The sequence below is a fragment of the Streptomyces sp. NPDC058459 genome (assembly GCF_042721685.1).
GTDB lineage: Bacteria > Actinomycetota > Actinomycetes > Streptomycetales > Streptomycetaceae > Streptomyces.
Genome location: NZ_JBHXLV010000013.1, coordinates 1 through 20,404 on the forward strand (window position 1 = coordinate 1; position 20,404 = coordinate 20,404).

At 71.4% G+C, this 20,404-nt stretch carries 25 protein-coding genes and 1 pseudogene; 8 read left to right on the plus strand and 18 right to left on the minus strand.

Annotated features, from left to right (window positions below; genetic code table 11):
* Positions 1-88: 88 nt before the first annotated feature.
* Together ACFWN1_RS04695 and ACFWN1_RS04700 are read right to left on the minus strand one after the other, a co-directional pair.
* Positions 89-577 carry a hypothetical protein gene (locus ACFWN1_RS04695; protein ID WP_384358273.1) on the minus strand — a complete coding sequence of 163 codons (489 nt, stop codon included), beginning with the start codon at positions 575-577 and terminating at the stop codon, positions 89-91.
* Positions 578-615: 38 nt separating this feature from the next.
* Entirely contained in the window at positions 616-1,899 is a 1,284-nt protein-coding gene (locus ACFWN1_RS04700) for a geranylgeranyl reductase family protein (RefSeq protein WP_384358169.1), read from the minus strand.
* Positions 1,900-1,998: 99 nt separating this feature from the next.
* Between ACFWN1_RS04700 and ACFWN1_RS04705 the strand changes: the two genes are divergently transcribed.
* A complete protein-coding gene (locus ACFWN1_RS04705; protein WP_384358171.1) occupies positions 1,999-2,505 on the plus strand; it encodes a GNAT family N-acetyltransferase in 507 nt (168 codons plus the stop codon).
* A gap of 119 nt (positions 2,506-2,624) precedes the next feature.
* Positions 2,625-2,933, plus strand: a complete 309-nt coding sequence (locus ACFWN1_RS04710; RefSeq protein ID WP_384358275.1) for a PASTA domain-containing protein — start codon at positions 2,625-2,627, stop codon at positions 2,931-2,933.
* Positions 2,934-2,942: 9 nt separating this feature from the next.
* Here the strand turns inward: ACFWN1_RS04710 and ACFWN1_RS04715 are convergent, their stop codons facing one another.
* The 7 genes from ACFWN1_RS04715 to ACFWN1_RS04745 form a co-directional block, all read right to left on the minus strand.
* Positions 2,943-3,638, minus strand: a complete 696-nt coding sequence (locus ACFWN1_RS04715; RefSeq protein WP_384358173.1) for a demethylmenaquinone methyltransferase — start codon at positions 3,636-3,638, stop codon at positions 2,943-2,945.
* A 101-nt stretch (positions 3,639-3,739) separates the two neighbouring features.
* A complete protein-coding gene (locus ACFWN1_RS04720) occupies positions 3,740-4,339 on the minus strand; it encodes a hypothetical protein (RefSeq protein WP_384358175.1) in 600 nt (199 codons plus the stop codon).
* A gap of 7 nt (positions 4,340-4,346) precedes the next feature.
* Positions 4,347-5,561 (minus strand): cyclic dehypoxanthinyl futalosine synthase, encoded by a 1,215-nt coding sequence (mqnC, locus tag ACFWN1_RS04725; RefSeq protein WP_384358177.1) that lies wholly within the window; start codon positions 5,559-5,561, stop codon positions 4,347-4,349.
* 113 nt (positions 5,562-5,674) lie between these two features.
* Complete coding sequence (locus ACFWN1_RS04730; protein WP_384358179.1) at positions 5,675-6,202, minus strand: hypothetical protein; 528 nt, start codon at positions 6,200-6,202, stop codon at positions 5,675-5,677.
* Between the two features lies 1 nt (position 6,203).
* Entirely contained in the window at positions 6,204-6,923 is a 720-nt protein-coding gene (locus ACFWN1_RS04735; RefSeq protein ID WP_384358181.1) for a prepilin peptidase, read from the minus strand.
* Positions 6,916-7,212 (minus strand): hypothetical protein, encoded by a 297-nt coding sequence (locus ACFWN1_RS04740; protein WP_384358183.1) that lies wholly within the window; start codon positions 7,210-7,212, stop codon positions 6,916-6,918. Before ACFWN1_RS04740 ends, ACFWN1_RS04735 begins: the two co-directional genes overlap by 8 nt.
* A gap of 55 nt (positions 7,213-7,267) precedes the next feature.
* A complete protein-coding gene (locus ACFWN1_RS04745; RefSeq protein ID WP_384358185.1) occupies positions 7,268-8,116 on the minus strand; it encodes a menaquinone biosynthetic enzyme MqnA/MqnD family protein in 849 nt (282 codons plus the stop codon).
* Between the two features lie 285 nt (positions 8,117-8,401).
* Between ACFWN1_RS04745 and ACFWN1_RS04750 the strand changes: the two genes are divergently transcribed.
* Positions 8,402-8,605 (plus strand): cold-shock protein, encoded by a 204-nt coding sequence (locus ACFWN1_RS04750; RefSeq protein WP_030813734.1) that lies wholly within the window; start codon positions 8,402-8,404, stop codon positions 8,603-8,605.
* Between the two features lie 188 nt (positions 8,606-8,793).
* Entirely contained in the window at positions 8,794-9,453 is a 660-nt protein-coding gene (locus ACFWN1_RS04755; RefSeq protein WP_384358187.1) for a class I SAM-dependent methyltransferase, read from the plus strand.
* A gap of 2 nt (positions 9,454-9,455) precedes the next feature.
* On the opposite strand, the gene ACFWN1_RS04760 is transcribed toward ACFWN1_RS04755, so the two are convergent.
* From ACFWN1_RS04760 to ACFWN1_RS04795, 8 genes are all read right to left on the minus strand, one after another.
* The gene (locus ACFWN1_RS04760) at positions 9,456-11,420 is read right to left on the minus strand and encodes an AMP-dependent synthetase/ligase (protein WP_384358189.1); all 1,965 of its coding nucleotides are present in this window, start codon (positions 11,418-11,420) and stop codon (positions 9,456-9,458) included.
* 161 nt (positions 11,421-11,581) lie between these two features.
* Positions 11,582-11,869 (minus strand): DUF4229 domain-containing protein, encoded by a 288-nt coding sequence (locus ACFWN1_RS04765; protein WP_384358191.1) that lies wholly within the window; start codon positions 11,867-11,869, stop codon positions 11,582-11,584.
* A 94-nt stretch (positions 11,870-11,963) separates the two neighbouring features.
* The gene (locus ACFWN1_RS04770) at positions 11,964-12,488 is read right to left on the minus strand and encodes a GNAT family N-acetyltransferase (RefSeq protein WP_384358193.1); all 525 of its coding nucleotides are present in this window, start codon (positions 12,486-12,488) and stop codon (positions 11,964-11,966) included.
* 42 nt (positions 12,489-12,530) lie between these two features.
* The gene (gene mqnE / locus ACFWN1_RS04775) at positions 12,531-13,694 is read right to left on the minus strand and encodes an aminofutalosine synthase MqnE (RefSeq protein WP_384358195.1); all 1,164 of its coding nucleotides are present in this window, start codon (positions 13,692-13,694) and stop codon (positions 12,531-12,533) included.
* Between the two features lie 62 nt (positions 13,695-13,756).
* Entirely contained in the window at positions 13,757-14,212 is a 456-nt protein-coding gene (locus ACFWN1_RS04780; RefSeq protein ID WP_018543802.1) for an Lrp/AsnC family transcriptional regulator, read from the minus strand.
* Positions 14,213-14,264: 52 nt separating this feature from the next.
* The gene (locus tag ACFWN1_RS04785) at positions 14,265-14,915 is read right to left on the minus strand and encodes a UbiX family flavin prenyltransferase (protein WP_384358197.1); all 651 of its coding nucleotides are present in this window, start codon (positions 14,913-14,915) and stop codon (positions 14,265-14,267) included.
* A 227-nt stretch (positions 14,916-15,142) separates the two neighbouring features.
* Entirely contained in the window at positions 15,143-16,057 is a 915-nt protein-coding gene (gene mqnP, locus ACFWN1_RS04790) for a menaquinone biosynthesis prenyltransferase MqnP (protein ID WP_384358277.1), read from the minus strand.
* On the minus strand, positions 16,036-17,493 hold the full coding sequence (locus ACFWN1_RS04795; protein WP_384358199.1) for a menaquinone biosynthesis decarboxylase: 1,458 nt from the start codon (positions 17,491-17,493) through the stop codon (positions 16,036-16,038). Before ACFWN1_RS04795 ends, mqnP begins: the two co-directional genes overlap by 22 nt.
* 75 nt (positions 17,494-17,568) lie before the next feature.
* Here ACFWN1_RS04795 and ACFWN1_RS04800 point away from each other — a divergent pair, with 75 nt between their 5' ends.
* The 4 genes and pseudogenes from ACFWN1_RS04800 to ACFWN1_RS04815 all read left to right on the plus strand — a co-directional run.
* Positions 17,569-17,844, plus strand: coding sequence for a PLD nuclease N-terminal domain-containing protein (locus ACFWN1_RS04800; protein ID WP_384358201.1), 276 nt, complete (start codon positions 17,569-17,571; stop codon positions 17,842-17,844).
* Positions 17,845-18,035: 191 nt separating this feature from the next.
* Positions 18,036-19,430 (plus strand): condensation domain-containing protein, encoded by a 1,395-nt coding sequence (locus ACFWN1_RS04805; protein ID WP_384358203.1) that lies wholly within the window; start codon positions 18,036-18,038, stop codon positions 19,428-19,430.
* 136 nt (positions 19,431-19,566) lie between these two features.
* A complete protein-coding gene (locus ACFWN1_RS04810) occupies positions 19,567-19,770 on the plus strand; it encodes a hypothetical protein (RefSeq protein ID WP_384358205.1) in 204 nt (67 codons plus the stop codon).
* Positions 19,771-19,784: 14 nt separating this feature from the next.
* Positions 19,785-19,979 (plus strand): annotated as a pseudogene (locus ACFWN1_RS04815) (MerR family DNA-binding transcriptional regulator); the annotation flags it as partial.
* Between the two features lie 17 nt (positions 19,980-19,996).
* Here ACFWN1_RS04815 and ACFWN1_RS04820 read toward each other — a convergent pair.
* Positions 19,997-20,392, minus strand: a complete 396-nt coding sequence (locus ACFWN1_RS04820; RefSeq protein WP_384358207.1) for a hypothetical protein — start codon at positions 20,390-20,392, stop codon at positions 19,997-19,999.
* Positions 20,393-20,404 lie beyond the last annotated feature (12 nt).

Consider the following 20,404-nt stretch of genomic DNA (forward strand, 5'->3'; position numbering starts at 1 on the left):
CCTCGGGGGGCAGCGGCCTTCGTACGTCTCCCGCCATGCTCGGCCCCGGGCCGCCGCCCGGCGGCCGGGCGGGGGCGGGTCCGTCATCTCACCCCCGCCTGGCCGCGCCCACCGGCCACACCACGTCGACGGGAAGCCCCGCGCTCCGGGCCTCGACCACGACGTCGGCCGTGCCGCCGCCCCTGCCCGACGGCGGTTCGCCGTTCCACACGGCGACGAGCCGCTCGGCGCGGGCGAGGAGCGTCCGGTTCGCGGTCTCGTACGCCTGCCGGTCCGCCGTCTCGTGCGGCATGACGACCACCTCGTCGGCCGCCGCCACGAGGCGGTCGAAGGTCTCGGCATGGTCCGGTCCGACCTTGGCCGTCCGGTAATCCGTCGAGGGCAGCACCACGACGAGCCGTCCGCCCGCGTGCAGCACCGCCTCGGCGAAGAGCGAGTCGGCACCGGCCGCGATGCAGGAGACCCCGACCAGGGCGCCTGGCTCGTACGCCTTGAGAAGATCGTCGAGCGCGGCCCGCACCAGCGGCACGGACTCCTCGGTCAGGTCCATGTGTCCGGTGACGCCGATGGCGGTCATGGTCCCTCTCTCGTCACGTGCGGGCGGGGTTCGGATCGTCACGCCTTCGGCGCCACCTTGGTGAGGCCGTTGATCACCCGGTCCATCGCGTCGCCGCCCGTGGGGTCGGTGAGGTTGGCGAGGAGTTTGAGGACGAACTTCATCAGGACGGGGTGGGTCAGGCCGCGCTGGGCGCCGATCTGCATGACCTTGGGGTTGCCGATGAGCTTCACGAAGGCTCGGCCGAGGGTGTAGTAGCCGCCGTAGGTGTCCTTCAGGACGCGGGGGTAGCGCTGGAGGGCGATCTCGCGGGTCGCCGGGGTCGGGCGGGCATGGGCCTGCACGATGACGTCGGCGGCCAGCTGGGCGGACTCCATGGCGTAGGCGATGCCCTCGCCGTTGAAGGGGTTCACCATGCCGCCGGCGTCACCGACCAGCAGCAGGCCCTTGGTGTAGTGCGGCTGGCGGTTGAAGGCCATGGGCAGGGCCGCGCCCCGGATCGGGCCCGTCATGTGCTCCGGGGTGTAGCCCCACTCCTCCGGCATGGACGCGCACCACGCCTTGAGCACCTCGCGCCAGTCCAGCTCCTTGAAGGATTCCGAGGTGTTCAGCACGCCGAGGCCCACGTTGGACGTGCCGTCGCCCATGCCGAAGATCCAGCCGTAGCCGGGCAGCAGCCGGTCCTGGGCGCCCCGGCGGTCCCACAGCTCCAGCCAGGACTCCAGGTAGTCGTCCTCGTGGCGCGGGGACTCGAAGTACGTGCGCACGGCCACGCCCATCGGGCGGTCCTCGCGGCGGTGCAGGCCCATCGCCAGGGACAGGCGGGTGGAGTTGCCGTCCGCCGCGACCACCAGGGGTGCGTGGAAGGTCACCGGGCGCTTGTCGTCGCCCAGCTTCGCCGTCACGCCGGTGATCCGGCCCGTGCGGTCGTCGATGACCGGTCCGCTCACGTTGCACAGCTCGAAGAGGCGGGCGCCCGCCTTCTGCGCCTGCCGGGCCAGCTGCTCGTCGAAGTCGTCGCGCTTACGGACCAGGCCGAAGTTCGGGTACGAGGCGAGATCGGGCCAGTCCAGCTGGAGGCGGGAGCCGCCGCCGATGATGCGCAGGCCCTTGTTGCGCAGCCAGCCCGCCTCCTCGGAGATGTCGATACCCATGGCCACGAGCTGCTTGACCGCGCGCGGGGTCAGACCGTCGCCGCAGACCTTCTCCCTCGGGAACTCGGTCTTCTCCAGCAGCAGGACGTCGAGTCCGGCCTTGGCGAGGTGATAGGCGGTGGTGGAGCCGGCCGGCCCCGCGCCCACGACGATCACGTCTGCGGTGTTGTCGGAGAGGGGCTCAGTCACGGCGGGTTCTCCCCCGAGGTTGTCAATCTTCGTGCCGGCGGGCACTGGACACAGGCAGTCTATTCAGCAGCATTGATCAACCGGCTGAAGGGCTGCTTCGTGAACCGAACTCACCCCGTAGTACGGCTTCGTGTGCCCACCGACGAGGACGCCTACGTCTGGCACCGCGTCTTCGCCGATCCCGAGGTCATGCGGTTCCACGGAGGGCGGGCCGCCGAACTGTCCGTGTACGAGGAGCTCACCGCCCGGCAGCGGCGGCACGACGCCGAGCTGGGGTTCTGTCTGTGGTCCGTGCTCGACGGGTCCGGGGACGTGGTGGGGTTCACCGGGGCCCAGCCCTGGCCTCATGCGTGGGGGCCCGCCGGGGAGATCGAGATCGGATGGCGGCTCGGGCGGGCGCACTGGGGGCTCGGGTACGCGTCCGCCGCCGCCCAGGATTGTCTTGAGCGGGTCCGCTCCACCGGGGTCCGACGGGTCGTCGCCATGGTCGACTCGGAGAACGAACGGTCGATCGCTGTCACCCAGCGGCTCGGCATGCGGCTCTCCGAGCGGTTCACCACGCCTTCCTCCGAGCGGCAAGGGCTCTGCTACTCGCTTGAGTTGTGACTCTACGTGGTTTCTTGTCACAGAAAGCCAGATGTCGCTTCCGGGCTCCCCTTCGCGGAGTTACCCTGCCAGTACCACTGGGGGTGACATCAGTGCGAATACCACCCAAAACGTCCGAGGTGCGGGTGCCTCGGCTGGTCGGGCTCATGGCAGTCGACGCCCGCGAGGCCGCCCGCACCCGCGGGCTGTTCCTCAACTCGCCCGACCGTCCGGAGTTCGCGGGGCTCGTCGTGGATTACGTCGTACGGCAGTTCCCGGCGCCCGGTGCCGAGGTTCCGCCCGATTCCGTGGTCTACGTGTGGTTCGACTTCGGGGAAGGTGAGGGCGGTGGGGGTGTGCGGGAGCCCCGGCTGCCCGCGCCGCCCTCAGGCGGGCTTCAGCGGGAACTCGGGGAGCCGGGGGACGCTTTCGAGGTGATCGGGCGGTGAGGTGTTTGCTCAGGGCTGCTTGAAGCCCCTGTGCAGAGCCACCACTCCGCCGGTGAGGTTGCGCCACGCGACCCTCGACCAGCCTGCCTTCCGCAGCTTCTCCGCGAGCGCCGGCTGGTCGGGCCACGCTCGGATCGACTCGGCCAGGTACACGTACGCGTCCGGGTTCGACGACACCGAGCGGGCCACCGGGGGCAGCGCCCGCATCAGGTACTCCGTGTACACCGTGCGGAACGGGGTCCATGTGGGGTGCGAGAACTCGCAGATCACCACCCTGCCGCCGGGCTTCGTCACCCGGTACAGCTCACGCAGCGCCGCGTCCGTGTCCTGGACGTTGCGCAGGCCGAAGGAGATCGTCACCGCGTCGAAGGTGTCGTCCTTGAACGGGAGCCTCGTCGCGTCCCCCGCCGTGATCGGGAGCCACGGGTGCTTCTTCTTGCCGACCTGGAGCATGCCCAGGGAGAAGTCGCAGGGGACCACGTAGGCGCCCGCGCGGGCGAAGGGGAGTGATGACGTCGCCGTGCCCGCTGCCAGGTCCAGGACCTTCTGCGCGGGGCGCGCGTCCACCGCCCTCGCCACCTCCTTGCGCCAGCGCCGGTCCTGGCCGAGCGACAGCACGTCGTTCGTCAGGTCGTACCGTTCCGCCACGTCGTCGAACATCTCGGCGACTTCGTGCGGCTGCTTGTTCAGGGAGGCGCGGGTCACGTCGTCATTGTCGCAGGCCCGTCCGCCGGGGGGCCGGGCGGTGGGGGTGCCGGGGCCGTGCGTCGGGGGGCGGTGCCGTTCTCGGCTGTCCCGCCGTTCGGTCAGCGGCTTCGGTGGACCAGGCGGCCCTCGATCACCGTCGCCACGCAGGTGCTCGCGCCCCGCTTCACCAGGTCCTCGCGGGTCGCCACGTCGAACACCGCGAATCTGGCCGGGCTTCCCGGTGCCAGAGGGGGCATGAGGATCAGCGGGGTCGGAGAGAGGGACGGGGGGCCCGGCAGGCGGGGCGGGCGTCGGCCCACCGCCAGGCCCGCTCTGCGGACCACGTCCGCCGCCGTGCGCGTGCGCAGATCGCCTGCCACCGCCACCGTGCCGTGGGCCAGCATGCGTTGTACGCCTCTGCGCGCGCTCGCCCCCAGGCGGGAGGGGTCGCCGCGGAAGAGCGCCTGCGCACGTTCGCCGGTGAGGGGGGCCGAACCCAGGGTGTCGGACTCTCTGGGGTCCGGGTGGTAGGTGGCCTCCAGCAGCTCCGGGGCGTACGGGTTGAGCAGGCCCGGCAGGAGGATGCCGGGCCAGCTCCGCACCCTGGCACCGGGGGCGGCGGCGGCCAGTCGCTCGTACGGGCCCACTGCCGCCACCGACGCCCCGTCGATCAGGACCGCCGCCTCGGGTGAGTGTTCGGCTACGTGAAGTGTCAGCACGGTGCGGCTAGTTGGAGGCGATCAGCTTCAGTTCCGGGTGGGCCGTGCCGCCCTCGATCGCGGTCGAGGAGATGTGGGAGACCACGCGGTCGTCGACCGGGTCGTTCGCCGGGTCGTCGTGGACCACCAGGTGCTCGTAGGTCGTCGCCCGCTGCGCGGGGGTGCGGCCCGCCTTGCGGATCAGGTCGATGATCTCCAGGCGGTTGCTGCGGTGCTTGGCGCCGGCCGAGGAGACCACGTTCTCCTCCAGCATGATCGACCCCAGGTCGTCCGCGCCGTAGTGCAGCGACAGCTGGCCGACCTCCTTGCCCGTGGTCAGCCACGAACCCTGGATGTGCTGGACGTTGTCCATGAACAGGCGGGCGATGGCGATCATGCGCAGGTACTCGAAGAGCGTCGCCTGCGTGCGGCCCTTCAGGTGGTTGTTCTCGGGCTGGTAGGTGTACGGGATGAAGGCCCGGAAGCCGCCCGTACGGTCCTGCACGTCCCGGATCATGCTCAGGTGCTCGATGCGCTCGGCGTTCGTCTCGCCCGTGCCCATCAGCATCGTGGACGTCGACTCCACGCCCAGGTTGTGCGCCGTCTCCATGATCTCCAGCCAGCGTTCGCCGCTCTCCTTGAGGGGCGCGATCGCCTTGCGGGGGCGGGCCGGGAGGAGTTCGGCTCCGGCGCCCGCGAAGGAGTCCAGGCCCGCCTGGTGGATGCGGGTGATGGCCTCTTCCACCGAGACCTCGGAGATCCTGGCCATGTGCTCGACCTCGGACGCGCCGAGCGAGTGGATCACCAGCTGGGGGAACGCGTCCTTGATCGCCTTGAAGTGCGACTCGTAGTACTCGACGCCGTAGTCCGGGTGGTGGCCGCCCTGGAACATGATCTGGGTGCCGCCCAGTTCGACCGTCTCCGCGCAGCGGCGCAGGATGTCGTCCAGGTCGCGGCTCCAGCCCTTCTTGGTGTCCTTCGGGGCCGCGTAGAAGGCGCAGAACTTGCACGCCGTGACGCACACGTTCGTGTAGTTGATGTTGCGCTCGATGATGTACGTCGCGATGTGCTCGATGCCCGCGTACCTGCGGCGGCGCACGGCGTCGGCAGCCGCGCCGAGCGCGTGCAGGGGGGCGTCGCGGTAGAGGACGAGCGCTTCCTCGGGCGTGATGCGTCCGCCCGCCGCGGCTCGGTCCAGCACGGCTGCGACATCCAAAGAAGCGGGAGCGGCCTTCTCGGTCACCGGGCGTCCCTTTCGTCAAGGGTTGATCAAGAACAGTGCGCGTAGCGCTCGGAACAGGGGTGGGGGCGGGAGACGGGCGGGCGGACGTCGTCAGCCTACGCCAGCGTCGTCGATCACCCGACTTCAGGCCGGACGGGGGCCCTGAGGGTCAAGGGGGCGCCCAGGGCGTGTGCGTCGCGGGTCGCGCAGACGTGTGCGGTCTCGCCCGGGAAGAGGATCAGCAGGCACAGGGGGCTCGTCACCCTTCGGTGGGTGTCCCCTGTGGTGAGCGCGTCGGCTTCTTCCGTGATGAGGAGGTGCCAGATGTGGGCCGTTTCGTCGCCGTCCGGGCCCCGGCCCGTGTACAGCAGGGTCTCGGACGCGCCGAGTACGCGGATCGGCTCGCCCGCCAGGGCCCCGGCGACCATGGCCGGGTCGCCCGGGTCCAGGCCCAGGACGCCGCCGCTCACGTGTTCCGGGCGGTCCCAGGTGCCGTCCTCGGCGCGCAGGGCGTAGTACAGCTCCTCGGCCATCACCCCGTCCTTCCTGCGGTGCACGAGGAGGACGAAGCCGAGGGGGCCGTCCGTCCACACGTCGGCCACCCCCTCGGCGGGCCGTTGCTGGAGGGCTGCGAGGGCTGCTTGGGCCAGGGGCTCGGTCATCTCAGGAGGTGTACGCGCCCGCCAGTACCCCGAGCAAGGTGCCGGTCAGGAGGAACGGGCCGAAGGGGATCGCCGACTTGCGGGTGGCCCGGCGGGTGAGGAGGAGGGCCAGGCCGTAGAGGGCGCCCGCTGTGAAGGTGGCGAAGGTGCCGAGCATGACGGTCGGCCAGCCGTACCAGCCGAGCGCAGCGCCCAGGGCCGGGGCCAGTTTCACGTCACCGAAGCCCATGCCGGAAGGGTTCAGGAGGTGGAGGGCCAGGTAGCCGGCGCCCAGGGCCAGGGCTCCGTAGAGGGCTGTGCGGTAGGTGCCGGTGTGGTCGGGGAGCCGGCTCGCCAGGGCCAGGAGGACCAGTACGGCCGGGGTGAGGGGGAGGGTCAGGGGGTCCGGCAGCCGGTGCACCCGTAGGTCCACCGCTGCCAGGAGGGTCGCCACGGGGGCCAGGGTCAGCCAGGCCGCCAGTTCCGGGCGGGGGCCCGTCGCCAGGGCCAGCAGGGCGCACACCATGGCCGTGATCAGCGGGAGGGCCGGCACTGTCGTACGGGGGCAGCCGGGGCACGGGGTCGCGCCCAGCCAGCCGGTCAGGGGGTGGCCCGCCGCCTCGCAGGTCTGGCGCCAGGGGGTGCCCTGGGGCGTGGTGAAGCGGTACGCGGCTCGGGGGAGGAAGGCGCCCGTCGCCGCGCCCCACAGGGCGGCCAGCGCCACCGGGAGCAGGTCAGTCATCGGGCGTCACCTCGGAGAGGCGGGCCCCGGGGTTGCCCTCCGCCGCGCTGGTGGAGGTGCGGGACAGGCCGTCCCCGGTGGGGGCGGACTCCACCTGGCGGGGAGCGGGGTCGCAGCCCTGGTGGTTGTCCTCGGCGCCCGTCGACGTGGCCGGCAGGCGGCTGGCGGTCGCCTGCCTCAGGGTGAGGATGTCCACGCGGCTTCCGCCGGGTCGATCCGTCCGGCGCAGCCGGCCCGGCGGCCGGTACGGGCCTGCGGCGGCCGGTTCGTCCGCTCCGAGCGGCTGCATGGCGCCCCCTCCCCCGCGGACTCCCCCGTGAAGCCGCTCCCCGGCAGCGTAGTGATCACGCCCCGAGCAGTTCCACCTTCACGTCCGCCGGGAAGCCCGTCGTGGGGCCGACCCGGCGGGCGAACTCCGCGACCGCCTTCAGCTGCGGGGGGCCGAAGCTGAAGTCGAGGGTGGTGAAGTACTGCTCCAGGGTCGCCTCGTCGAACGCCTCCCAGCGGGCGGCCTGCTCGGCGACCTTGCCGACCTCCTCAAGGGAGACGTTCCGGGAGGCGAGGAACGCCTCGTGCACCTTGCGGGTGATCTCCGGCTCGCGTTCGGCGTAATCACGTCGCGCGGCCCACACCGCGAAGACGAACGGCAGACCCGTCCACTCCTTCCACAGCGCGCCCAGGTCGTGCACCTGAAGGCCGTATCGCGGCGCGTCGAGCAGGTTGGCGCGCAGGGCCGCGTCGCCGATGAGGACGGCGGCGTCCGCCTCCTGCATCATCAGGCTCAGGTCGGGCGGGCAGGTGTAGTACTCCGGCCGCACGCCGTACCGCTCGGCCAGCAGGAGCTGGGCGAGGCGGACCGAGGTCCGCGAGGTCGAGCCGAGGGCGACCCGCGCACCGTCGAGCCGGTCCAGGGGCACCTGCGAGACGATCACACAGGACATCACCGGGCCGTCGCAGCCCACCGCGATGTCGGGGAAAGCGACCAGGTCACCGGCATTGCGGAGGAATTCCACAAGGGTGATCGGGCCGATGTCGAGAGCACCGCGCACCAGTTGCTCGCTGAGCTTCTCCGGGGTGTCCTTGGTCAGCTCGAAGTCGAGGAGCGTGCCGGTTCTCGCGAGCCCCCAGTAGAGGGGCAGGCAGTTGAGGAACTGGATGTGGCCGACGCGCGGCCGGGTGCGAGAATTGTCCACATCGCGAGACTAGACCCCTTCCGTCATACCGCCCGGACCGGGCCTTGGTGTGCGCCTGTGGCAGGGGGTTCAAACATTCGGGTGACGTGATCTTGACCTCTATTGCTTTCCGGTGGCCGCGTGCTAGGCTCGCCGCAAGTTGCAGTTTGGTTTCCCTTGCAGTACAGAGCCTGCGGAGCATGTGACCGCGGGCTCTCGTCGTTTTCAGATGAATGCAGTCGTGCAGCACCGTTCGCACTTGCAGGTTCTGGAGCAGGGCAACCCTTTTGAGCCCAAGGAGGGCTTATGGCTACCGGAACCGTTAAGTGGTTCAACGCCGAAAAGGGCTTTGGCTTCATCGCCCAGGAGGGCGGCGGCCCCGACGTCTTCGTTCACTACTCCGCGATCAACGCCACCGGCTTCCGCTCCCTCGAGGAGAACCAGCAGGTGAACTTCGACGTGACCCAGGGCCCGAAGGGTCCGCAGGCGGAGAACGTCACTCCCGTCTGATCACTGCCTGATCGCAGAACCTGAGTGCAGTACCCAAGGAGCCCCACGCCTTCCGGCGACGGGGCTCCTGCCTTTTCGCCGTGACACCCCGATGAATTCCGGGCGAATTCCGCGGCCGGGGCATTCCGGCCCGAGTTCTCACCCGAACAGCCCCGGGAAGTGACCGGCGCCCCCTAGGGTCGCTCCTCATGACCGACTCCCGCGTCTCCCCGCCCTCCCCCGACTTCCTCACCGCGACCCGGATGTTCTACGACGCCGTCGCCGAGGACTACGCCGCTCATTTCCGGGACGCCCACCTCTCCCAGCCCCTCGACCGGGCCCTGCTGCGTGTGTTCGCCGAGCTGGTGGGGGCGGGTGCGGCCGTGGCCGACCTCGGGTGCGGGCCCGGCCGGATCACCGGGTTCCTCGGTGCCCTCGGCCTCGACGTGTCCGGGCTCGACCTCTCCCCCGCCATGCTGGCCGTCGCCCGGCGCGAGAACCCCGGCCTGCGCTTCGAGCAGGGCTCCATGCTGGAGCTGGACCTGCCCGACGGGGAGCTGGCCGGGGTCGTGTCCTGGTACTCCAGCATCCACACCCCGGTGGAGCGGCTGCCCGCCCTGTTCGCCGAGTTCCGCCGCGTACTGGCGCCGGGCGGACACCTGCTGCTCGCCTTCCAGGCGGGCGGGGAACCCCGGCGCCACGAGCGGCCGTGGGGGCACCCCGTCAGCCTCGACTTCCTGCGCCGCGACCCGGAGCGGACGGCCGCGCTGCTGGCGGAGGCCGGCTTCGCGCCCGTCTCCCGCACCGTACGGGAGCCCGAGCCCGGGGAGCCCGTCGCGCAGGCGTTCCTCCTCGGCCGGGCGCGCTGAACTCAGGGCCCGGTGACCTGGCCCGACCCCTCGTACAGGCTCTCCACCGCGTCCGCGAAGTCCCGCAGGATGCGGGCGCGGCGGAGCTTCATGGACGGGGTGAGGTGGCCGCTGTACTCGGTGAAGTCGCCGGGCAGCACGGTGAAGCGGCGGATGGACTCGGGGCGGGAGACGAGCTGGTTGGCCTGCTCGATCGCGTTCCACAGGACGGCGTTCAGGTCCGGGTCGCCGAGGAGGAGATCCGCCGGCACCGGGTGCTTGCCGTTCATCTGGCGCCAGTGGGCCAGCCCGTCCGCGTCCAGGGTGATGAGGGCGCCGATGTAGGGGCGGCCGTCACCGACCAGGAGGCAGTGGGAGATCAGGGGGTGCTGGCGCAGCCAGTTCTCCAGCGGGGCCGGTGCCACCGACTTGCCGCCCGCCGTGATCAGCAGCTCCTTCTTGCGGCCGGTGATGGTGAGGTAGCCGTCGTCGTCCAGCTCGCCCAGGTCGCCGGTGGCCAGCCAGCCGTCGCGGGTCGCGGGGACGACACCGCCCGCCTGCTGGTCCCAGTAGCCGCGCAGCACATGGTCGCCGGAGATCAGGATCTCGCCGTCGGCAGCGATCCGCACCCGGGTGCCGGGCAGCGGCCAGCCCACGGTGCCGAGACGGGACTTGAGGGGCGGGGTGGCCGTGGACGCGCCGGTGGACTCGGTGAGGCCGTACCCCTCGAAGATCTCGATGCCGGCGCCCGCGTAGAAGGCGGCCAGGCGGCGGCCGAGGGGGGAGCCGCCGCAGATGGCGTAGCGGACCCTGCCGCCCATGGCGGCGCGCAGCTTGCGGTAGGCGAGCGGGTCGTAGAGGGAACGGCTCGCCTTGAGCGCCGCGCTGGGGCCGTTGCCGGTGCCCGTCTGACGGGCCTCCAGCGCCTCGCCGTAGCGTACGGCGGTGGCGGCCGCGCGGTCGAAGCCGGCGGTCTTGCCGCTCGTCTCGGCCTTCGCGCGGGCGGTGTTGTACACCTTCTCCAGCATGTACGGGATGGTCAGCAGACAGGTCGGCCGGAACGCGGCCAGGTCCGGCAGGAGCTGCTCGGGCCTGAGGCTGGGCGCGTGGCCGAGACGTACCCGGGCGCGGACGCACGCGATGGCGACCATGCGGCCGAAGACGTGCGACATCGGCAGGAACAGCAGCACCGACGCCTCGTCACCGGTCGTCGCCTTGAACACCGGGTACAGCAGCTCGATGGCGTTGTCGATCTCGGCGAAGAAGTTGCCGTGCGAGAGGGCGCAGCCCTTGGGGCGGCCGGTGGTGCCCGAGGTGTAGATCAGGGTGGCGAGCGTGTCGGGACCCAGCATGCCCCGGCGTACGGAGACCTCGCCGTCCGGTGTGCCCGCGCCCGCCTCGGCGAGCAGCTCCACGTGGCCCTCGTCGATGACCCAGACGTGCCGCAGCTCGGGCAGCCGGGCCAGTTCGGGCGCGATGGCGGCACCCTGGGCGGTGGTCTCGGTGATCAGGGCGACGGCGCCGGAGTCCTGGAGTATCCAGCGGGTCTGGTAGACCGAGGAGGTCGGGTAGACGGGCACGGTGACCAGGCCGGCCGCCCACGCGGCGAAGTCCAGCAGGGTCCACTCGTAGCGGGTGCGGGCCATGACGGCGATCCGCTCGCCGGGCATCAGCCCCTCCGAGACCAGCCCGCGCGCCACCGCCAGCACCTCGGCGGCGAACCGCTCGGCGGTCACGTCCTCCCACTCGCCGGAGGCGTTCTTCCGGCTGAGCACCACCGCGCCGGGCTCCGCCTCGGCGTTGTCGAAGGGCAGGTCGGCCAGTGAGCCATGGGTGACCCTGGGTGCGAGCGGCGGCACCGCCACCTCGCACACGACCCCGTCCAGACGCCGGATCTCGGGCTCCACCAGCACCGGGCGGCCGTCGTAGTCGAGGGCCGATACGTGCGGGACGGGTGAGCCGGAGGCATGGGGGTACGGGGCGGACACGGGCGGCTCCTGGGACGTGCAGCGGCGTACTGCTTGCTGCATGACATACGCGCCCCGCACACCGGGGCGTTCAGGCGGCCGCCGGCCGCACCGGTGGGCGCCGTTCAGGTCGGCGATTCGTACGCGGCACCCGTGGTGATCCCGTGCGGGCCCGGCCGGGGTCAGGAAGCCTGGCTGTGCGCCTCGGCCGCGTCCTCCTGGCTGCGGCTGGCGTCCAGGTCGGCCTTCATGCGGTCCACCCGGCCGGCGACCTGGAGGGAGGCCCGCTCGCGCTCCTTGCGCAGCACCACCCAGCTGATCGGCGCCGAGATCACCATGGCGAGCAGCACGACCCAGAAGAAGTTGGAGGCGCCGAAGCCGCGCGGGAAGATCCCGGAGTAGACGGCTGCCCAGGCGACCACGAGGCAGCCGGCGAGGACGCCGAGGCGCATCAGCGTGTAGCGGAGCATCTCAATCCACTCTTCCGTGTCGTTTCGGCCCCAAAGACGTGCACCGCCCAGTGAAGCACGCGCTCCCCCCGATCTTGGCAGGGGGTGGGCGGGCTCAGCGCAGGGTCAGCAGCATGGTGATGTCGTCGCGGTGGTCGCCCGGTGCCACCCGGATGGCACCCGGCACCCTGCCCACCTCGCGGTAGCCGCAGGAGGCGTAGAAGCGCTCCAGGCCGTGGCCGCCCCGGCAGCCGAGCCGTATCGCGTCGATGCCGTCGATCCCGCGCGCGGCGTCAGCGGCGGCCGCGAGCAGGTCGCGGCCGTACCCCCGGCCCTGGTGCTCGGGATGGACCATGACCGTGTACAGCCACAGCCAGTGGGTCATCAGCCGGTGGGTGTTGAAGGTGAGGAACGCGGTCGCGGCGACCCGGCCCCCCTCGTCGTGCCCGACCAGCAGCCGGCTGCTGCCCCGGGCGAGCCGGGCCAGCGAGGCGACCAGCTCGGGCCGTATCTCCTCGCGGGCGACCGGGGCGACGAAGCCGACCGCGCCGCCCGCGTCGGTGACCTCGGCCCACAGGTCGAGCAGTCCGTCCCGCAGGTCGGGAGTGACGGCAGGGTCCAGGGTGAAGGTAAGAGCCACCGGGCCAAGGTAGCCATTACCCTGGCCCTGGTTCAACGGGCCTCAGACGCGCATCGCCTGCGGGGTCTCCCGGCGCAGCGGGTCCGGACCCTCGTACTCGCGGATGATCTCGTAGCGCGTGTTCCGCTCCACCGGGCGGAAGCCCGCGTCGCGGATCAGGTCGAGCAGGTCCTCGCGGGTCAGCTTGTTCGGCGTGCCGTAGTTGTCCGCGTCGTGCGTGATCTTGTACTCGACGACCGAGCCGTCCATGTCGTCCGCGCCGTGCTGCAGGGCGAGCTGGGCGGTCTGCACGCCGTGCATCACCCAGAACACCTTCACGTGCGGCACGTTGTCGAACAGCAGCCGGGAGACGGCGAACGTCTTCAGCGCCTCGGCGCCGGTCGCCATCCGGGTGCGCGCCTGGAGGCGGTTGCGGACCTTGCCGTCCTGCATGTCCACGAAGTCGTGCTGGTAGCGCAGCGGGATGAAGACCTGGAACCCGCCGGTCTCGTCCTGGAGTTCACGCAGCCGCAGCACGTGGTCCACCCGGTGCCTGGGCTCCTCGATGTGCCCGTAGAGCATGGTGCACGGGGTCTTCAGACCCTTCTCGTGTGCCAGGCGGTGGATGCGGGACCAGTCCTCCCAGTGCGTGCGGTGGTCCACGATGTGCTGGCGGACCTCCCAGTCGAAGATCTCGGCGCCGCCGCCGGTCAGCGACTCCAGGCCCGCGTCGATCAGTTCGTCCAGGATCTCGCTCGCGCTCAGCCCGGAGATCGTCTCGAAGTGGTGGATCTCGGTGGCCGTGAACGCCTTCAGCGAGACGTGCGGCAGCGCGGCCTTCAGTTCCTTCAGCGAGCGCGGGTAGTAGCGCCACGGCAGGTTCGGGTGCAGGCCGTTGACGATGTGCAGCTCGGTCAGGTTCTCCGACTCCATCGCCCTGGCCAGCTTCACGGCCTCCTCGATGCGCATCGTGTACGCGTCCTTCTCGCCCGGCTTGCGCTGGAACGAGCAGTAGGCGCAGGACGCCGTGCACACGTTGGTCATGTTGAGGTGACGGTTGACGTTGAAGTGCGTCACGTCGCCGTTCTTGCGGGTGCGCACCTCGTGGGCGAGGCCGCCGAGCCACGCCAGGTCGTCCGACTCGTAGAGCGCGATGCCGTCCTCACGGGTCAGCCGCTCACCGGAGCGGACCTTGTCCTCCAGCTCGCGCTTGAGTCCGACGTCCATACCAACACCTTTCCACGACAACCTGACCAACCGTACTCCCCCGAACCCGTGTTCCCGCCCGGCTACACCTCTTCGGGCAGCTCCCCGACCCTGTTCTCCCACTTGGTGGAGAGCACGATGGTGGTGCGGGTGCGGGAGACTCCCTTGGTGCCGCTCAGCCGGCGGATCGTCTTCTCCAGACCGTCCACGTCGGAGGAGCGGACCTTGAGCATGAAGGAGTCGTCACCGGCGATGAACCAGCAGTCCTCGATCTCGGTGAGGTCCTTCAGCCTGCGGGCCACGTCCTCGTGGTCGGCGGCGTCGGACAGCGAGATGCCGATCAGCGCGGTGACCCCCAGGCCCAGCGAGGCGGCGTCCACGGTGGCGCGGTAACCGGTGATGACCCCGGCCGCCTCCAGCCGGTTGATGCGGTCGGTGACGCTGGGTCCCGACAGGCCGACGAGGCGCCCCAGCTCCGCGTACGAGGCCCGGCCGTTCTCTCTCAGGGCCTGGATGAGCTGCCTGTCCACCGCGTCCATGCGATCGAAGCCTTCCGGTGTGAGATCTGCCTGTGTGAGATGAGGGGTACCGCTACTTGTCCCGCGCGCCGCCGCCCAGCTCGCCCTTCCAGCGCCGGTACAGGCCGTGCTCCACGCCCGCCGCGTCCAGCACCCGGCCGGCGACGAAGTCCACCAGGTCCTGGATGTGGGTCGCGCCCGCGTAGAAGGCAGGTGAGGCGGGGACCACGCTCGCCCCGGCCTCGTCCAGCGCGACGAGCTGGCGCAGGGTCTGTCCGTTCAGCGGGGTCTCGCGCACCGCCACCACCAGCGGCCTGCGCTCCTTCAGCGTCACGCTCGCCGCCCGCTGGAGCAGGTCCTTGGAGAGCCCCAGGGCCACCCCCGCGACGCACGCGGTCGACGCCGGCACGATCAGCATGCCCCTGACCGGATACGACCCCGAGGACGGTCCCGCCGCGAGGTCGCCCGCGTTCCAGTACCGCACCCCGCCGAGGTCCGGCCGGTAGGTGTCCGGCTTGCCGTCGGCGCCGCGGGCCAGCCAGTCCCGCAGGTCCGCGCGCCAGTGGGCGTCCCGGAACGAGATCCCCGTCTCGTCCAGCAGCGTCAGCCGCGAGGCCCGGCTGACCACCAGGTCGACGTCCTCCCCGGCGTCCAGCAGCGCCCGCAGCACCGCCGCCGCGTACGGCGTCCCCGAAGCCCCCGAAACCCCCACGATCCAAGGCACGCGCTGCGTTTCTCCTGCGTTCACACCTTGAGAGTACCGGCGTGACGCACGGTGCTCAGGCCGGGTGGGGGCCGTACCCCTTCGTACCCGTGCAACAGCGAAGGTGCGGCACCCCGGCAGGTGCTGCGGGGGCGCCGGACCGGACCCCGTGGCGGCGGGGACTGCCACGAAACCGGTCCGGCCGGCGACCCGGGTTCAGGCCTTCATCGCTCGATCACTCGATCGAGTCAGAACGTCAGCCCCCGCACCAGCAGGTCCAGCAGCGCGCACACGAAAAGCGCGATCCCGATAAAGCCGTTGACACTGAAGAACGCCCGGTTCAGGCGGGACAGGTCGTGGGGGCGCACGATGCGGTGCTCGTAGACGAAGGCACCCGCGACGACGACCAGGCCCAGCCAGAAGAACGCGCCCGCGTGGGTGAGGACCGCGTACCAGACGAACAGGGCCATCGTGACGGTGTGGCACACCCGCGCGCCCCAGATCGCCGCCGGGACGCCGAAGCGGGCCGGGACCGACTTCACGCCGACCTCGCGGTCGGTCTCCACGTCCTGGCAGGCGTAGATCAGGTCGAAGCCGCCGATCCAGATGCCGACCGCGAAGCCGAGGATCACCGCGTCCCAGGACCAGGTGCCGGAGATCGCCAGCCAGCCGCCGACCGGGCCCATCGCCTGCGCGAGGCCCAGTATGGCCTGCGGGAAGTCGGTGAACCGCTTGCCGTACGGATAGACCACCATCGGGATCACCGCGATCGGCGCGAGCGCCAGGCACAGCGGGTTCAGCAGGGCGGCCGAGCCGAGGAAGACCACCAGCGCGACCAGCGCGCCGGTCCACGCGTGCCGTACCGACATCGCGCCGGTGACCAGCTCGCGGTGGGCGGTGCGCGGGTTGCGGGCGTCGATCTCGCGGTCGATGATCCGGTTGACCGCCATGGCGAAGGTGCGCAGGCCGACCATGCAGACGGTGACCAGCAGCAGCCGCGCCCAGTGGATGTTCCGGTCCCACTCGTACATGGCGGTGAGCGAGGCGATGTACGCGAAGGGCAGCGCGAAGACCGAGTGCTCGATCATCACCAGGCGCAGGAACGCTCTGGTGCGCCCCGGCTGGGGGATCGCGGCGGTGCTCACAGTCCGTACTCCTTCCAGCGCCGGTCCACCAGCGCGGCAGTGGCCGGGTCCGACAGGACCATCTCCGGCCAGCCCCCATCCCGCGTGTAGCCCTCCTCGGGCAGCTTCTTCGTCGCGTCGATGCCCGCCTTGCCGCCCCAGAACTGCTGGTAGGAGGCGTGGTCGAGATGGTCGACGGGGCCCTCGGCGACCACCAGGTCACGGGCGTAGTCGGTGTTGCCCAGCGCCCGCCAGGCGACCTCGTGCAGGTCGTGCACATCGCAGTCGGAGTCGACGACCACGATCAGCTTGGTCAGGGACATCATGTGCGCCCCCCAGATCGCGGACATCACCTTCTGCGCGTGCTTCGGGTACTTCTTGTCGATCGAGACGATCGCGCAGTTGTGGAAGCCGCCCGCCTCGGGGAGGTGGTAGTCCACGATGTCCGGGACGATGATCTTCAGCAGCGGCAGGAAGAAACGTTCCGTGGCGCGGCCGAGCGGGCCGTCCTCGGTCGGCGGCCGGCCGACCACGATGGACTGGAGCAGCGGCCGTTTCCGCATCGTCACGCAGTCGATGGTCAGCGCGGGGAACGGTTCCTGCGGGGTGTAGAACCCGGTGTGGTCGCCGAAGGGTCCCTCGGGCAGCATCTCGCCCGGCTCCAGCCAGCCCTCGATGACCACCTCGGCGTTGGCCGGGACCTGGAGCGGGACGGTCCTGCAGTCGACCATCTCGATCCGCCTGCCCGCGATGAACCCGGCGAACAGGTACTCGTCGATGTCGCCGGGCAGCGGCGCGGTGGAGGCGTAGGTGACGGCGGGCGGGCAGCCGAAGGCGATGGCGACCGGCAGCCGCTCACCCCGGCGGGCGGCGACCGCGTAGTGGTTGCGGCTGTCCTTGTGGATCTGCCAGTGCATGCCGATGGTGCGCCTGTCGTGCCGCTGGAGCCGGTAGAGACCGAGGTTGCGGACGCCGGTCCCGGGGTCCTTGGTGTGGGTCAGCCCGAGGTTGAAGAAGGAGCCGCCGTCCCCCGGCCAGGTGAACAGGGCCGGGAGCGCGTCCAGGTTCACGTCGTCACCGGTGAGGACGACCTCCTGGACGGGCGCGTGGTCGCCCTTGACCTTCTTCGGCGGTACGTGCGCCATCGCGCCGAGCTTGCCGAACGCCTCCCGGACGCCGACGAAGCCCTGCGGCAGCTCGGGCCGCAGCAGCCCGCCGATCCTGTCGGAGATCTCCGCGTACGACGTGAGCCCGAGCGCCTTGAGCAGGCGGCGGTCGGTGCCGAAGACGTTCATCGCCAGGGGCATCGCGGAGCCCTTGACGTTCTCGAAGAGCAGCGCCGGTCCGCCGGCCTTCTGTACCCGGTCGACGATCTCACCGACCTCCAGGTATGGGTCGACCTCTGCCTTGACGCGCCTGAGGTCTCCCTCGCGCTCCAGCGCCCGCAGCAGGGAGCGAAGATCGTCGTAAGCCATGTGTCCCAGTATCGGCCACCGGCTACGCTGGCCCGGTCACCGGGGCCGTCCACACCGTGGGGAGATCGCGCGACCATGCTCAGGTATCTGCCGTTCCTGCTGGTCCTGGCGCTGTGGATCTACGCGTTCGTGGACTGTCTGAACACCCCCGAGGACGAGGTCCGCCACCTGCCCAAGGTGGCCTGGGTGTTCATCGTGCTGCTCTTCGGCGAGGTGCTGGTCGGCCCGCTGGCCTGGCTGATCACCGGCAGGGTCCGCCACACCGCCGGCCCCGCCCCCACCTGGGTGGCCCCCGATGACAACCCGGACTTCCTGCGCTCCCTGAGGAAGGACGAGCCGGGGACGGAGTGAGGGCCCCATGACCGCTCGGGGCCGGTGCGGCGGTTCGGGAGGACATCGGACGCCGCGGCGCACGGTCACGCGTTCGGCCCGCCATCCGTTCCGCTGAAAAGCCCCGCGCGGGCATGTCCGGACCGCATGCGACGGCATTCCCTTGACGGGGGCCCCACCACACCGGGGTCCCCTTCTGCGATCGGAGACGCGTGCGAATCACTGACATCCAGCGCTGCGAGGTCCGGCCGGGCCGGCTCGTGGAGTGGACGCTGAGTCCGGCGACCGTCGCCACGGCGCACGGCCTGCCGGAGGACTCCCGCCCGCCCGCCTACATCCAGGAGTCGCACATCCGCACGGCCCGGCACGTCCGGGAGGACGGCCTGTTCGTGCCGACCTGGCTCGGCACCTCCTTCGACCTCGCCGGACCGGTCGACCTCGATGTGCTGGAGGAGTCCCTGCGTACCTGGACGGTCCGGCACGAGACGCTGCGCAGCGGCTTCCGCTGGACCGGCGAGGACGGGGAGGAGCTGCGCCGCTTCACCCTGGATGCCCGGGACGTCACCCTGCACCGGGAGCCGGGGGGTGAGTTCACGGACGCGGCCGCGCTGACCGCGCATCTGCAGTCCCGCTTCGACACGGTCGCGGACGCGCTGCGCTGGCCCAACCTGATCTACGCGGCCGTGGTCCGGGACGACTCGGCCACCGTCTTCCTCGCCTTCGACCACAGCAACGTGGACGCCTACTCGCTGCACGGCATCCCGGCCGACATCGAGGAGCTGTACACGGCGGGCGTCGAGGGGCGCGGGCCGGTGGTGCGCACCCCGGCCGCGAGCTACGTGGACTTCTGCGAGATCGAGCGGGCGGACGCCGACCGGCTGGACGGCGGGCACGAGACGGTGGCCCGCTGGCGGGAGTTCATCCGCCGCTGCGACGGCACGCTGCCCTCGTTCCCGGTGGAGCTGGGGGTGGAGCCGGGCGGCCGGCTGCCCCGGCAGCGGATGATCTGCGAGCCGCTGGTGGACGCGGAGACGGCGGCCGCGTTCGAGGCGTACTGCCGGCCGTACGGGGGCAGCCTGGTCGGGCTGCTGGCGGCGACCGCGCTGATCGTGCAGGAGCTGGGCGAGCAGTCGGTGTACCGGACGGTGGTGCCGTTCCACACCCGGGTGAAGTCCCAGTGGAGCGACTCGGTCGGCTGGTTCGTCGGCGGCGCCCCCATCGAGGTGCCGCTCGACCACGCCCCCGACCTGACCGCCCCCCTGCGCGCGGTGCGGGCGCAGCTCCAGGCCAACCGCACCCTGGCCCGGATGCCGCTGGCCCGGGTGCTGAGCCTGCTCGGCGCGGACTTCCGGCCCACCTCACCGGACCTGTACTCGATCGTCTCCTTCGTCGACACCCGCGGCATCCCCGGCGCCGCCCGCTGGGCGGAGCAGAACGCCCACGCCCTGCTCCGGGTCTCCTACGGCGACCAGGTCTGCGTCTGGGTCAACCGCGCCCACGACGGCCTCTGGCTGGCCAGCCGCCACCCGGACACGGACGTGGCCGCCAAGAACATGGGCCTGTACGTGGAACGCCTGCGGGACCTGATGTCGGCGCTGCCGGCCTGAAGCCGCTTGCCCCTGACGCGCGGGGTGGGGGCGCGGTTCGCGCTGGTCGGCGCGCCGGCGGGGTGGCTGGCGGCGGAGGGGGCCGGGGCCGAGGCCCCGATGGAGCTGGACGGCTACCGGGCTGGTCCTGCGGGGCGTGACGCTCTCGGGGTACCACGCCTCGCCGCGTCCGGGGGTGGAGGAGGAGTGGGCCGGGCGGTTCGGCGGCTGGCTGCGCTCCGGGGCGATCCGGTTCCCCGTCACCCCGGTCAGCGGGATCGGCCGGGCGCCGGAGGCGTGGGCGGGGCTGGTGGCCGGGCAGTACGCGGGCACGGTCGTGGTGGAGCTGCCGCGGGGCTGACGGGTGGGTGGGGCATGAGGATCGGGGACGCGGCGGCGGCCGTGGGGACGACCCCTCGGGCGCTGCGCTTCCACGAGCAGCGGGGGCTGCTCCCTCCGCCGCGCCGCACCGGCTCGGGGCAGCGGGAGTACGGGCCGGCGGAGCTGGCCCCGCTGGACGCGGAGATCGCCCGCCTGACGGGGCTGCGGGACGCGCTCAGTGCGGGGCTGGGCGAGAAGGAGCCCGACTAGCCCATCTGTTCGATCAGCCGTTCGAAGCGGGTGCGCCACTCCGCCTCCGAGGCGCCCTCGCCCTGGTACTCGTGGGTGAAGCGCAGGGTGCTGCCGTCCTCCCCGTCGCGCTCCAGGTGGAACCGCAGCCGGCCGCCGCCCTCGACGGTGTACTCCGCGACCCGGTCCACATCCCAGGCGGTGACCCGCCCGGCGCCCAGGCCGCGCAGCGCGACCATGCCGTCGAGGCGGGGTTCGAGCACGTCGACCGGGGTGCACCAGGCGGACAGGCCCCCGGCGGCGGCCACCGCGGGCCAGACCTCCCCCATGGACCTCGGCAGCCGCACCGTGAAGTGCCGGATGTGCGTGTTGCCGTGCGTCTGGCTCATGCCCTGCTCGACGGACCCGTGCATGCCCCCAGTCTC